This window comes from Paenibacillus pabuli (genome assembly GCF_039831995.1).
Classification (GTDB): Bacteria; Bacillota; Bacilli; order Paenibacillales; family Paenibacillaceae; genus Paenibacillus; species Paenibacillus pabuli_C.
The window spans coordinates 1,844,890-1,859,338 of record NZ_JBDOIO010000003.1 but is presented as its reverse complement, the minus strand read 5'-3'; the positions used below and the strand labels follow the sequence as shown (position 1 = coordinate 1,859,338).

The 14,449-nt window shown below is 46.0% G+C and carries 11 protein-coding genes; 7 read left to right on the top strand and 4 right to left on the bottom strand.

Going from position 1 to position 14,449, the window contains the following annotated elements; all coding sequences use genetic code 11:
- Positions 1–13 precede the first annotated feature (13 nt).
- The gene (locus tag ABGV42_RS10360; RefSeq protein WP_347381585.1) at positions 14–1,312 is read right to left on the bottom strand and encodes an MFS transporter; all 1,299 of its coding nucleotides are present in this window, start codon (positions 1,310–1,312) and stop codon (positions 14–16) included.
- A gap of 31 nt (positions 1,313–1,343) precedes the next feature.
- Positions 1,344–1,766, bottom strand: a complete 423-nt coding sequence (locus ABGV42_RS10355) for a MarR family winged helix-turn-helix transcriptional regulator (protein WP_347381584.1) — start codon at positions 1,764–1,766, stop codon at positions 1,344–1,346.
- A gap of 251 nt (positions 1,767–2,017) precedes the next feature.
- Between ABGV42_RS10355 and fucU the strand changes: the two genes are divergently transcribed.
- The 3 genes from fucU (at position 2,018) to ABGV42_RS10340 (ending at position 3,876) form a co-directional block, all read left to right on the top strand.
- Positions 2,018–2,491 carry an L-fucose mutarotase gene (gene fucU, locus ABGV42_RS10350; RefSeq protein WP_347381583.1) on the top strand — a complete coding sequence of 158 codons (474 nt, stop codon included), beginning with the start codon at positions 2,018–2,020 and terminating at the stop codon, positions 2,489–2,491.
- 230 nt (positions 2,492–2,721) lie between these two features.
- The gene (locus ABGV42_RS10345) at positions 2,722–3,198 is read left to right on the top strand and encodes a GNAT family N-acetyltransferase (RefSeq protein ID WP_347381582.1); all 477 of its coding nucleotides are present in this window, start codon (positions 2,722–2,724) and stop codon (positions 3,196–3,198) included.
- A gap of 57 nt (positions 3,199–3,255) precedes the next feature.
- Complete coding sequence (locus ABGV42_RS10340) at positions 3,256–3,876, top strand: TraX family protein (protein ID WP_347381581.1); 621 nt, start codon at positions 3,256–3,258, stop codon at positions 3,874–3,876.
- A gap of 70 nt (positions 3,877–3,946) precedes the next feature.
- Here ABGV42_RS10340 and ABGV42_RS10335 read toward each other — a convergent pair whose 3' ends face one another.
- Positions 3,947–7,660, bottom strand: coding sequence for an amino acid adenylation domain-containing protein (locus ABGV42_RS10335; RefSeq protein ID WP_347381580.1), 3,714 nt, complete (start codon positions 7,658–7,660; stop codon positions 3,947–3,949).
- Between the two features lie 43 nt (positions 7,661–7,703).
- Complete coding sequence (locus ABGV42_RS10330) at positions 7,704–9,446, bottom strand: methyl-accepting chemotaxis protein (RefSeq protein WP_347383197.1); 1,743 nt, start codon at positions 9,444–9,446, stop codon at positions 7,704–7,706.
- A gap of 666 nt (positions 9,447–10,112) precedes the next feature.
- On the opposite strand from ABGV42_RS10330, the gene rpiA reads away from it, so the two are divergent.
- The 4 genes from rpiA to ABGV42_RS10310 all read left to right on the top strand — a co-directional run bounded on the left by rpiA (position 10,113) and on the right by ABGV42_RS10310 (position 14,443).
- Positions 10,113–10,784: a ribose-5-phosphate isomerase RpiA gene (gene rpiA, locus ABGV42_RS10325; RefSeq protein WP_347381579.1), complete on the top strand. Its 672-nt coding sequence runs from the start codon at positions 10,113–10,115 to the stop codon at positions 10,782–10,784.
- A 147-nt stretch (positions 10,785–10,931) separates the two neighbouring features.
- A complete protein-coding gene (locus ABGV42_RS10320; RefSeq protein ID WP_095287899.1) occupies positions 10,932–11,393 on the top strand; it encodes a MarR family winged helix-turn-helix transcriptional regulator in 462 nt (153 codons plus the stop codon).
- A 240-nt stretch (positions 11,394–11,633) separates the two neighbouring features.
- On the top strand, positions 11,634–12,722 hold the full coding sequence (locus tag ABGV42_RS10315) for a cobalamin B12-binding domain-containing protein (RefSeq protein WP_347381578.1): 1,089 nt from the start codon (positions 11,634–11,636) through the stop codon (positions 12,720–12,722).
- 14 nt (positions 12,723–12,736) lie between these two features.
- Positions 12,737–14,443 carry a hybrid sensor histidine kinase/response regulator gene (locus ABGV42_RS10310; protein ID WP_347381577.1) on the top strand — a complete coding sequence of 569 codons (1,707 nt, stop codon included), beginning with the start codon at positions 12,737–12,739 and terminating at the stop codon, positions 14,441–14,443.
- Positions 14,444–14,449 lie beyond the last annotated feature (6 nt).

Sequence of the window (14,449 nt, the reverse complement as noted above, 5' to 3'; positions counted from 1 at the left end):
AATGCGGAAATATTTATTTTTCAACCGATGTGTCTGAATTCTTCTCCTTGGAGTCTGATTCCGTGGCCGATATATGCGTATGGGCAAGCAGCGGATGAACGGAAACGGCGAAAGTTCCACTTCGTTTACCTTGAATAAGGTAGATCAGCAAGAACACAATCATGAATATGACAGAATACCGGTACATATCTGTGTAGCTTGTCATGGAGGCGATAGCACCAAGCAGCAGAGCTCCCATAGCAATCCCCAAATCAAGTGTATTCAAGAACATACCGTTCGCCATCCCGCGCTGGGTTGGAGCTACAATTTGAATCATCCAGGTCTGCAGTGAAGATTGCATGGAACCATATCCAATGCCGTATATAAATGCTGCTACAAACAAAATCGGCATGGACGTTGCAAAAGAGAGGATAATCAGTCCAACAGCAACAAAAATCGCTCCAGGAATAAGCAAAGCTTTGGGACCCTTGCTATCATACAATCTGCCTGCAAATGGTCTTACAAGCAGTACAGCTAACGCGTTAAACAAGAAAAATAGCGCAGGATTGGCCAGATTGGCCTCTTTGCCATATAACACGATGAATCCGACAAGTCCACCATAGGTAATGGATAACAGACAATTCAACATACTGGGCAAGATCAATTTGCGATTAAAAGGGATTTTCTCCCTAGTTCCGGAAACGTTCGCTACGGGCCCGGTTGAAGCTTGAGCGGAACCAGCATGCGAACGTGCTGCTTTCTTACGTGTTAACGAATAACTGAGCGGATAGATGACGACGATTACGCCGGCTGTACACAGCATAAGTGTTACGAATCCCGAACCCTGCAGCAACGTGACCCCGATAATGGGACCCATGGACATGGCGAGACTCGTGGATAATCCGAAATAGCCCATTCCTTCGCCCATTCGTTTAACGGGGATAATGTCAGAGGCCATGGTTGGGAACGCGGTACTGCTCAATCCAAAACCAACACCAAAAATCATGCGCAGCAGCAACAGTACAGCTATGCCGGCAGCAAAATAATACCCGAGTGTTGCCAGAAGGGCTACAGACAGGCCAATGTAGATCATGGCATTACGGAGACCTTTCTCGAGTGCTTTGGCGGAGTACAAGCGTGCTGCAATTGCACTAAGTGCAAAAAGACAGGTAAATAGGCTGACTTCAAAAGCATTAGCGTGGAAACGCTCCTGTACATAGGAAGGAAGAGGAGAAACAATCATATGCAGCTGTAGAAAAAGCAGGAAGTTGCAAAGCATGAGTAAAATAAAATCGGTGGTCCAAAGTTTAACCTGTGTAGATCGGTCTTTCATATTAATACATTCCCCCTTGATGTTCAGTTCATTACAAGTTGCGATTGATGAGGGAAAGAGTATGTTTAAATGCTTCCATCTGGTCTTCGGGTATACCTTCAGCAAGTTCTTTATTCATTTCTCTTTCAATGGGAACCAGAATATCGATCAACGCTTTACCTTCCGCAGTCAAGTAGAGGAGATAAGCTCTTCGATCCTGTTCACTGGTCCGGCGTTCAACCCATCCTTTTTTTTCGAGTAGATCAATAATGCGTGCAGTGGTAGGTTGATCCTTCAGGACGCGACTCGCAACTTCTTTCTGGTTCACGCCTTCTCCCTTATCGATATTGAACAGAACAGAGAATTGCTCGGTTGTTATATCGTAAGGTTTGAAGCGGGTCGCAAGTAAAGCGGCTGCTTTGCGATATGTGAAGCCCAGCATAAATCCGACCGATTGCTCCAGCGAATATTCCATACGAACGTAATTCCTCACTTTCCTGTATGAATCAACTTCAAACTAGTTACTTGTTATAACAACTATATGTTATGCAATCAATTTTGTCAAAGATAATTGGATATAATCCGCTTCCAAATTGGATTGTGCGAAGTTAGAAAATACTGATAGAATGGAAGTGAACTGCATAGGTGGAAAGTTAAGGATGTCATCTTAGAATACCGAAGGCCATTCTGCTTCATTCGATGTGGAGCTAACAAGGAGAGCTGAGTATGCTGAAAAACATTCCTGCAATAATTTCTCCAGAACTGCTTAAGATTATGTCCGAGATGGGTCATGGGGACGAATTGGTTCTCGCTGATGGCAATTTCCCCGCAGCCAGCCATGCTAGGCATCTCATCCGTTGTGACGCGCTGGGAACCGTAGAGTTATTGGAAGCCATCTTGAGTTTGTATCCACTCGATACGTATGCAGAACGGCCTGCAGCCGTCATGCAGGTTGTTGAGGGAGATCAGGTCGTTCCGATTATCTGGGAGGATTACCGCAGGCTGATCTTGGAGCATGAAGGCATCACAGACGCCTTCGATCATGAGGAACGATTTTCGTTCTATGAGAGAGCTTCCCGCGCCTATGCCATTGTAGCTACCGGTGAACGTGCCCAATATGCCAATCTGATCCTGAAAAAAGGAGTAATTTTCCCAGATACAAGCCCTAATCCGCAAAACCAACGTGTGGAATTAAAGTGATTTCCAGTGAAGTGTTTAGTCATGGCGACGGAGCTAGTTACGCTCCAGTTCGCCTTTTTGTTTATCCAATTGTTCTGCTTGAAGCAAGGGGAATGTGTGCGTATGTAGCTGCTATGGTCAAACCGGCGAATTATATTGCAAACTTTGATGCAGATGATGAATGGGTAGATGGTTGTAAATGCCTTAAACTAAATATGAACATATGAAGGAATCAATCCGTTTAAAGGGGGATGGAACAAATGGTGTACCGGGTTAGACGGGCAGAGTTAGATGATGCCCAGCGGATAGGCGAACTATTCAACCAATACAGAATGTTTTACAACCAGGTTTCTGATACGGAGGGAGCCATGAAATACATTCAGGAGCGTTTGAAAAAGAATGAATCTGTTATATGGATTGCAGAAACCGAATCGGAATTGGAGTCGGCTCAAGGGAATTTAGGTGGATTTGTTCAGTTATATCCAAGCTTCAGTTCAGTGTCCATGGGTTCCATATGGGTCCTGAATGATCTCTACGTACATACGGACTACCGACGGAAAGGCATAGCACGCAAACTGCTGCAGGCGGCACAAACCTTCGCCAGTGAAACAGGGGCCATTCGAGTTACCTTATCTACAGCGATAAGCAATAAACAGGCAAAGGCGTTATATGAATCTGAGGGATATGCGAAAGATGATCACTTCCTGTATTATGAACGTAATGTGTGAATAATCTTGCATAGGTAAATTCGAAACCGAGATAGACAAGGGAGGGATTAACGCAAAATGATGCAGTGGATCGCCATGATCACGATGTTGATCGATCATATAGGGGCCGTCTTTTATCCGCAGGTAGAGGAGCTGAGAATCATTGGCCGGATTGCTTTTCCTATATATGCATTCGCTGTTTATATCGGGTACAAGCATACACGCAATGTACAAAAATATATCTGGCGTCTTTTTTGGATCGCAGTGATCTCCCAAATCCCTTTCATGGCAGCATTTAATCACTTGTCCTTAAACGTCGTGTGGACCTTGTGGTCGTCACTGCTGGTTTTGCTGGCACTGGACAAACTACCCAACCGGTTACTGGGTATCCCCATTGTTATTGGCTCAGGGATTGTCATGGAGATGACGGCCATGGATTACGGCATGTATGGATTGCTTCTTGTAATGTTATTCCGATACTTTCAGGGACCTGTACTTGTGCTGGGGCATGTTTTGTTAACGGCTCTCTATATCCAGCTCTATAGCAGTTCGGTGCAGATGTACAGTGTAGTGGCTACATTAGGTATTGCGATTGCGCAGTACTACGGAGCGGGTTTTCGTTTAAAAGGGCCAAGGTGGATCTGGCGTTACTTTTACCCGGCTCATCTTGCCGTTATTGCGATTATTCGCTGGATTTAACAATAAACAAGCCACCTTGCTGTCAGAAATGACGGCTAGGTGGCTTGTTTGTTATTCATAGGTAAATTGATTACTCCACAATATGCGATGTGGAAGATTCAAGCTGCGGCTGATTAGCAGCAGGGAAATATCCAATGTTAACTGCATATTGCAACATGCTGGAGATGAATTGATCATCTGCTTTTGCACAGTGAATTCCGGCTGGCTCCACATACGCTGTTGTTACCGGGCATGCATATACATATGCAGAATCCTTCGCACCGTCACCTTCCAATTGGGCAATGGCGAGCTGCAGGGCCTCCGGATCCTTGCTAATGGATGAGTCGAATAACCAGCTGGTATATTCGTCAAAAGGCAGCGTTTCGACTGCATATCCGGCACGATTGACGGAAGCAATCAAGGAATCGTAACTGATCGACTCCGGATTACAAATGTGGAATACCCGTCCAGCCGTGTCATCACGCAGAGCCAAATGAACGATGGCCTGGCTTGCATAATCAATGGGTGTAAAATCGACCATCCAATCGGCAGCAGGGGCCTTGCCGAGAAGGAGCATCGCCTTGATCATGCGGTAGAAGGCATTGCTGTCGATGTTGGACTGGAAGCGTCCCGTTTCCGAATGACATGTCAGGTTACCTGCACGGTAGATACTTACAGGCACACCTTCCTCTGCCGCGATCATCAGCACTTTCTCTGCTTCAAGTTTACTGTCAGAGTACAGATTCTCTACATGCAGATCTGCCGGGAAACGATCATACTGAAGGGATGATTCCCATTGTCCACTGAGTGCAAGATCTTCCGGTATACCCATGGTGGAGACATGATGGAAGGAAGCACCTGGTTTGCTGCGAATCAGATTTAGCAGGGCAACCGTACCTTCTACATTGGTTTTGGCAAACTGTTCAGCATCCCCAAAGTGTCGTACGTCTGCCGCACAGTGGATTACACGGTCAATCCGGGCTTGCACATTGCTGGTCTGCTCTGCAGTTAAACCCAGGTTAGGCTGCTCCAGATCTCCCTCGATAATCTCCACTCGTGAACCAAGAAGCGCACTGATCTCAGGACCGAAGTAACCGTCCATAACCTTGCTCAAACGCTGCATGGCTGTATTGCCGTCAGATGGACGACGAACAAGTGTATGAATTGTCGCATCCGAATGAATAAGGAGCTGCTGCAGCACATGTGAGCCAAGATAACCTGTAGCACCTGTTAGCAGGACATGTTCCGGCTTGCGAATCTCGGGGTACCCCAGTTGAGATGCCAATTCGACCGGATGCTCAGCCAGTTGGGTGATCACGCCGGTTTGCTCAGCGGATGGTGCAGTCTGCTCGGTAATCTGCGCAAGGGACTGTACCCGAAGTGCTAGGGAGCGAATGGTTTTCTCTGCAAAGAAGTCAGCAATCTTCAGCTGTGGATAGTGCGGCTTCAGAATAACCAGGACATGGATTACTCGCAAGGAGTCGCCACCGATCGTGAAGAAGCTGTCTTCGATTCCAAAGTCGCTGTGGCCGAGAATCTCTTTCCAGGCATTGAATATGATAGCCTCGGTCTCTGTCTCAGGCATCACACGATCCGGGCGATTTTCATGTCTCTCTTCGTTTGGTAGAGATACCATAGCTTTCCGGTGGATTTTGCCGGTTGGTGCAATGGGCATTTCATCAAGCTGACAGATCCATTTCGGTACAAAATAGGATGGGAGCTTGTCTGCCAATTGGGCTTTGATATCGTCAACGGACAGCGTAGTGCCATCTTTGGAAGTGAAATATCCCACAAGCATGTTCTGACCGTCGGATTCTTTCTTGGGAATGACCGCGACATCCTGAACTCCTTCAAGGCGGGCAAAATGATCTTCGATCTCACCGATTTCAATCCGATGACCGCGGATCTTCAGCTGCGAATCACTACGTCCGACGTATTCCAGCAAACCGGTATCAAGCAGCTTGGCAATATCACCGGATTTGTAGATTTTCTCATCGATCGCAAAAGGGTTATCAATAAAGGCTTGCTCTGTACGTTCGGGTTGATTCAAGTACCCTTTCGCCAGCGCTGGAGTGGCAATATATACTTCACCAGGCACGCCTACAGGACATAGCTGCTGCTCTTCATTAACGATATACACTTTGTAGTTATGAATCGGTTTACCAATTGGAATATTAACGACATGATCGGGGACTTGTTCACTGATCCGGTATGTCGTTGTCGCCACGGTACATTCGGTCGGCCCGTACACATTGACGATATCAATCTGGTTACCAAATTTGCGCTGGAAGGCGCGAACCTGTTCTCCGTAGAGGGCTTCGCCTGCAACGGTGATAATTCTAACTTTGGCCAGCTTGTGGAACCCTTCGTCTGACAGATAGGATGCAAGCTGATTAAAGAAGATCGTAGGCAGGATCGTAATGATCGTTGTGCCCGTGCGCTCGATTGCTGTGGCGAACTCCTCTACAGACACACGTTCCTCGGCAGATAACAGATACAATTCGGCTCCATAGAACAGTGCACCGATCGTATCCCACACGGAAGCATCGAAGCTGTATGTAGCAAACTGAGTCAATACGTCGCCGGCCTGAATGTCACAATCGCGCTGCACAACACTTCCAAGGTTGACAACCCCGCGATGGGCCACGAGTGCTCCTTTGGGTTTGCCTGTGGATCCGGAGGTGTAGATGATGTAAGCGAGATCGTCCGGCTGAATATCAAGATTAGGATTACTTGCTGCAAAACCAGCGAGGCGTCCGTCTACAGCCAGAATCTGCCGTACGGTTGGAATGCCAGAGAATAACCGTGAAGCTTCAGTGAAAGAGGACTCCTTGGTTAGGACAAAAGAAGAAGCGGTATCCTCCACGATATAACTGTTTCGTTCCTGCGGATGCTCGGGATCGACCGGAACATAAACACCGCCTGCTTTCAGAATGCCGAGCAAGGAAATAATCGTTTCCAGACTACGTTCCATGAAGATGCTGACAAATTCACCCTTTTGTAATCCGTTCGATAGCAGTACACGTGCGACTTGGTTGGCACGTTCGTTCAATTCTCTGTAGCTATACCTGCCAAATGGGGAAGTGATCGCAGGTGAATCAGGATACTCGGCTGCCGTAGCTTCGAACCACCCATGGATGGTCTGATGCTCAGGTTCAGTCACACAGGTATCATTCATCTCGCGGTACAGCGTCCGATCAGAGGCCGATAAAATATCCACGGAGCCAATGGGCATGTCTTCATCACGAAGCATGGAGAAAAGCAGGGTTTGGTAGTACTCTGCATATCTCATCACTGTAGCTTCTTTCAGGAGGGATGCATCAAAGAACAAATCCAGAGTGAATACATTCTGCTCTTCACGGATATTCCAATTGAGCACCTGCGGAGCCTGAGGAAGCTGAACACTGTTAAACATAAACAAGGTTTCCGGGTACGCGCCCGGCGACACAGAATCTCCTTTTTCTTGCAAAAGGGTAATTTGACGAATTAGCTCACGGAAGCTCATCTTGCCATGTACCTGCAGCAGCAGAACAGATGCAGACCGATCCGGATCAAGGGTGCCAACGCCTAATTCCTGTTCTCCTGATAACCGGAACAACAAGGCAGCATATGCGGACAAAAGCGCGTTATAAATAGACGTAGAGCCATATTTCTGCGTGAGTTCACGGCTCTGTATTGGCTGCAGCTGTATATGAGCTGATTCATACGAAAATGATTGTTGACGGCGCCCAAAATCCAGTGGAATCTGGAGAACTGGCAACTCAGATTCCACTGTCTGGGAAGATGAAGAGTGATGATCGATCACGTCTATTTTCCTCCTTATTTATAACGTTTGTTTTATCAATTGTTTAGGACTTGCTTACATTAAAGTGAGAGATCAATTCCTGTAATTCTTCGGACATGCTGTTCAAACGGGTGGAGGAATCAACAAGGGTGATCAGGGAAGCCTTTTGTTCGTCTACGGAAGCGGCAATTCGCTCACTGCTGTCTGCTGTTTTGCTAACGCTGGCAGACAGATCATCCGCAGTTGCAGTCATTTCCTCTGTACTTGCAGAGATTTCTTCTGTAGCACTGGAAACTTCCTGGATTTGATTCGATACTTTCTTCGCAGCTTCCAGAATATCTTCAAACAACTTTCCTGTCTGATCAGCAACGTCAAGTCCGGTATCGACTTCTGCCGTACCTTTTTCCATTGCGCGGACAGCTTGTTTGATCTCGGTTTGAATCTCGTCAATCAATACTGCAATCTGGCTTGTGGATTGTTCGGATTGTTCCGCAAGCTTACGAACTTCACCAGCAACAACGGCAAATCCTCGGCCTTCTTCACCAACACGGGCTGCTTCAATGGATGCATTCAGTGCAAGCAGGTTGGTTTGGCTGGAGATGCCAGAGATGATGTTCAGGATATCTCCAATTTCTTGTGAACGGCTCTCGAGAACCTGGATTGCGGAAGCTGTGTTCTTCACGGATTCGGTAATCAGCGTCATTTGCTGAGACACCTGGCGAACAACCGTGTTACCCTGCTGGGAACGACGCTCCATCTCATAAGCTTCATCAGCCACATTAGCGGAACTGCTGGCAATGGTTTGAATCACAGTCGCCATCTCGGCCATAGCCCGGGCACTATCAATACTTGCCTGTTCCTGCCCACGGATGTTGGAGGTGATTTGGGTTACATTACTGTTAATGGAATCTGCGTTCTCACTGTTTTTCTCAGATACCTCGTACAACTCTTTGGCAGATTGGTTAACCTCTTGAGAAGTGACTTGCACTTTAACGATCGTGTCATTAATTTTGCGAACCATTGTGTTGAACTTCTCATTTACAAGTCCAAGGTCATCTTTTCCTGTCGGTATGCTGACATTCAAATTACCCCGGCTAACGTCATCGATGCCTTTGATCAGGTGACGAATTGGGGATAGGGTGTTTTTAACTACCAGGTATTGGATAATCAGGAACAACAGCAGGAATGCAACCAGAATGATGATACCGTTTTTAAGCAGTGATTTCAGTCCGGCAGGTACTGCTGATGCATCTGCATCGACTGCAAAGTAAGAGAAGATTTTGCCGTTGCTGTCCTTGATCGGATAAGCGATGGTTGTCCACGTACCAAAATCGTCTGAATAGAAAGTCGTGAAGGTTGGACGGTCCGTATTAAGCATTTCTTTCAATGCATTGGCTACAACAACAGGCTGCTCATACATGTCGCCAATATTAACATTGTCGCTCTGGAATGCTTCTCTCAGGTTGGTTGGCATGGCTACGAGTGAAGTTTCTCTTTTCGTATCTCCGCCTAGTTCTACACCAAAGATATAAGCTTGGGCGATATTCGGGTAGTACTCTTGCATTTCGTCGAAATAAGCACGCAACTGGGTTTGTACTTTTCCGTCATAGCTGCCTTCCGCAATAGCTGCCTCTACGTCGGCTGCGTTGATTCCCTCAGCCCACTTCTTCGTAATTTGTTCTACTTGTCCATGCAGCTGGTCTACGAGAACCGTCTTCTGGAAGTAATAGCTGCTCGCAATCAGTGCAACCCCGATAATAATGATGTTCGTGAATGAAAGTAATAAGTTTTTCGAGAAAAAGGACATGCTTTTCCAACTAAATGATTTCACTAAATTCCACTCCTGATCTTCTTGTAATTAACAAACCTTTTATTTGCTTGCATGAATGCAGCCAATTAAGTCATTTGTTGATCCCCCTCCAGAGCTTATGTATGCGACCATGGTCTTGGGTTCGCAGTCGTAATGCAGAGACTTTTGTACCTCATAATCCATAGGTGTCTAATTATTAAAACACATCTATACTTAATATGTCGTATGAAATGTCGTTAAATTGAATAGTTTTGTTAAAACTTTTTTAATAATTTACGTATTTGCGGACATGACACTTATTACATAGGTATTTAGAACTGTTTATTTGGAGAATTTTCCAGTTTCTAGTCCTCATCTGTATTTTATAACAGGATGATACAAAAAACACCTTTAAACCTTAAAAATGACGCCATGCTTGAAAGTAAGTGTATTATTGAGAGATTTTCGTTTGTCTTGTAAGGGGAGAGTAATAGGCTAGCCCTCTAATACCATTTTAACTAACGATAAACTTACATAGCAGAAAATGGCGAAATCCGGGATTTGTCGTTAGATCAAATTTCCTGCTGCATGGCAGAAGGCATGGATATACATCGGAAGCGGTTTTATCTATAATAAAGACAGTGTGCATTTTTCAAATCATAAGCAGGCGGGGGTTTATTTTAGATGAATCTGAAAAAAATTGCAGCAGAGCGGGCGGCAGAATACATTCAGGATGGAATGAAGGTTGGACTCGGTACAGGTTCAACGGCATATTTCGCGATATGCAGATTGGGAGAGCGTGTGCGTGACGGACTGCAAATCCAGGCAGTGGCTACTTCGGAAGCTTCGGACAAGCTGGCTCGCGAGTGGGGAATTCCGATTATCCCATTCGACCAGATTGGAAGGCTGGATATTACGATTGATGGCGCAGATGAGGTTGATCCTGATTTCAATCTGATTAAGGGCGGCGGCGGTGCTCTTTTGCGTGAAAAAATCGTGGCAGCGAATAGTGATAAACTCATCATTGTTGCTGATGGCAGCAAAGCGGTTCAGCAATTGGGGCAGTTTCCACTGCCGGTAGAAGTGGTTCCTTTTGCATCGGAATGGACCTTCCAGGCCCTGGAGAACCTGGGTTGCCGACCAGAATGGCGCATGAATGGGGATGAACGCTACCTTACGGACAATGGAAACCTGATTGCGGACTGCAGAATGGAATCCATAACCAACGTGGCTGAACTCAACGTACAACTAAACATGCTGCCAGGTGTAGTCGATAACGGTTTGTTTGTGGACATGGCTGATACGGTGATTCTGGCCAAAGATGACGGTAGTATTGATGAGCGCCATCGTTCCTGAGATTAATCATTGGGTTGAAGGATATATGCGCAAGTGGCGCATTATTTGTAATAACATGTTTTTGGGAACTGCTGCGTGAGGAGTGAAACCGTTGTTTCGCTCGAAGCGCAGTCTTAATTTGCAAACAATTGACGGAGGATTAAGGAAATGCCGAATACGGAGGACAATCGGGAACTATCATTGCAATTATTCGTGGTTCTCGCCCGAGCTTACAATTCCGTTACATCAAGGTCCAATCGTGACATCCAGAGTCATGGACTGAATACGACAGAATTCGGGGTACTTGATTTGTTATATCATAAAGGCCCGCAGGCCTTGCAAAAAATCGGAGAGAAAGTTCTAATGTCCAGCGGGAACATTACCTATGTAGTGGATAAGCTGCAAAACAAGGATTTGCTGTTTAGACGTGCATCGAAGGAAGACCGCCGTGTCATCTATGCGGAACTGACGGAAAAGGGAAGGAATTTATTTACCCAAATATTCCCTGGACATCATCAGGTTATTATTGATGCGATGGAAGGTTTAGAGCCATCGGAGAAAGCTGATGCCATTCGCTTATTGAAGAAACTAGGACTTGCCGCTGAAGGGAAAACCGACTTGCGTCCATAACGCAGGCCGGTTGTTTTTTTTGTTTGAAAATAGGTGTATAAACTGGCTAGATGGCTTGCAGTATTGCTCGTAATATAGGAAAATTGTTCAATATGAAGCTTCAATTGAAACGTTTCTTGTTGGAGTTCATGAATAATAAAAGGATTTCCCGATCAATAGCTGACTTAGATCGAATTGACTCATATCGTGGATATTCCATGATGGTTGAGACGATTGCACAGCAAGAGGAGGGATAACGTAATGACCCATCAGGAAGCAGGGGAACACTTGCTGAAAGCAGCAGGTGGGCTAGCTGATAAAATAACGGAAAAGCAGTATATGCTGCAGCCGGATTTGATTGAACGTTTTGGTGAAAATGGCAGAATGCGTACCCAACAGGATTCGCAATATAGTTTGAATTACCTGGCAGAGAGTGTTCTGGTTAAGAGTCCTAATCTTTTTACTCATTATATATCCTGGCTAAAAACGCTATTGGCAGGTTACAACGTTTCGGCGGACGATCTGGCCATTAATTTGAATTTAATCAAAGAGACGTTGGAAGAAGAATTTGACGATGCATCCAAGTCACTTGTTCTAGATTATTTGGAAATGGGAATCTATCAAACTCAGCATCTGGAGGTAACGCAAGGATTCGTTAATGAATCTTTTCCATACGGCCAAGCTGCGAAGTCTTATTTGCAGGCTCTTCTGGATAGCAGACGCCAAGAAGCATTCAGCATCATTGAAGCCGAGCTGGAAGGCGGAGCAAGCATTCGTGATATTTACCGTTATATATTTCAACCTACCCAGTACGAGATTGGCCGTTTGTGGCAGCTTAGCCAGATTAGTGTCGCACAGGAGCACTTCTGTACGGCTGCCACACAGGCCATCATCTCACGGCTCTATCCCCGCTGGTTAATTCATGAGCCGCAGCAGAAAAAGCTGGTGGCAGCATGTGTAGGCAGTGAACAGCATGAGATCGGTTTGCGTATGCTTGCTGACGTGTTTGAGATGGAAGGTTGGGATACGTATTATTTGGGGGCAAATGTCCCCAATGGCAGCCTGCTTGAGGCGATCGAGCGCCATCAGGGAGATGTGGTCGCTATTTCAGTGACCATGACATTTCATCTTCATCTTGCCAAAGAACTTATCCAAATGATTCGTAATCACCCGCCAACCTCGCATGTGAAAATCATGGTAGGAGGTTATCCATTCAACATTGATCCGGACTTGTGGAGGACCGTTGGGGCAGATGGTTATGCTCCCGGAGCTGATGAGGCTATTGCCGTTGCAGAAAGTCTGCTGGCTCAGCAATCTGCCAACTGCAACGTTGGTATGATTCGCGAATAGAGAGGAATGACGCAATGTCTAATGAAACTGGAGAGATCGAAAAGCTGCGCAAAACGATTGAGCATTTATCTGATCAGATTATTCGCAGCAAGGAACAGGAAGAGCGAATTCTTGGCGAATTCTCCGAAATGAACAATGAACTGGTGACACTTCAGCGTCTGCTTGCTAAAAATAACGCAAGTCTGGAGGCTGCTCGAAAAGAAGCGGTATCCGCAGGTGAATCCAAGAGTTCGTTTATAGCCGTGATCAGTCATGATTTTCGTACACCCTTGAATGGAATATTGGGCATGGCGGAACTGCTGCAACATTCTTCCTTGTCCGAAGAACAGCAAAATTCGGTTCAAGTGATTCAAGAGGCAGCGAGACTTCTGCTGAAGCTGATTCAGGACCTACTGGACTTTTCCAAACTGGAAGCAGGTCAGATGCGTCTTGAAATGGGAGATGTAGAACTCGAGCCTACGCTTAAATATATTGTTCGTTTGCTGGAGCCCAAGGTGATCCAAAATGGGAACCAGCTGTCTGTGGATTGTGATTCGCGAATCTTCGCGGTTCTTGAAGGTGACTCCACACGAATTACGCAGGTTTTAATGAACCTGATTCAAAATGCCAACAAATTTACTAAAGACGGGTCAATAAGCGTCCGAGTTGTCCTTGTTAAGGAAGATGAGGCCTCCCAATGGATCCGATTTGAGGTAGAGGATACGGGAATCGGTATCGCCGAAGAAGATCAGAAAACCTTATTCCAACCTTACGTTCAGACGGAAAAAGGACGCTCCAAGGAGTATGAGGGAACAGGATTGGGGTTGTCCATATGCCAATCTCTCGTCATGTTAATGGGCGGACAAATTGGAGTCAATAGCCAAGAGGGACAAGGCTCGACGTTCTGGTTTGAAATCCCATTGGGCCGCAAGTCCGAACCTGTTACATCCACAGTTCCGCTGACAGAAGGCCCCTCGCATGACTTGGGGTCTCTACTCCAGGAACCTTATTCGCGGCCAATCCTGTTGGCAGATGATAATCTGATTAATCGTCAAGTTGTTCTGATGCAGCTTAAGAAACTGGGGTTAACCGAGGTTGATTCTGTTTCCAACGGAGAAGAGGCTGTTGCTGCCTTTCTAAGCAAAAGATACGGAATCATTCTGATGGATAACATGATGCCAGTTATGGATGGGCTTGAAGCGACACGTAAAATAAGGGCCATGGAGCAGGACGAAATGCGTCATGCCATTCCGATTATTGCGATGACTGGCAATGTCCTGGATGGAGAGAAAGAAAAATGCCTTGAAGCAGGCATGAATGATTTCATTGGCAAGCCGTTTACGTTGGAATCCTTAAAAAATGTAATACAGAAATGGCAGCATCCCTCGGAACCTCGAGAAGTGCTGAATATGAGCATCGTAAAAGAGATTGGCGAACTGAACAGTGATGACGAACAGACGATACTTGAAATGCTGCTGGACATGTACCGTAACGAAACACCTGGTAAAATTGAAGTGCTTCGGAGGCACGTTGTCTCTGGGGATCATATTGCAGCTGCAGAATGTGCCCATGATCTGAAATCCGGCAGTTTGAGTCTCGGAATAGAATATTGTTCAACGCTTTTTGCCAGAATTGAAGAGCTTGCCAAAACAGGCCAGGTGAGGAAGGCTGAGCCATTGCTCGATGCATTGATGCCAGCATATCAGGAAGCCTGTGAAGCTTTGGAAAAAGTGATCATTTAAATGGTT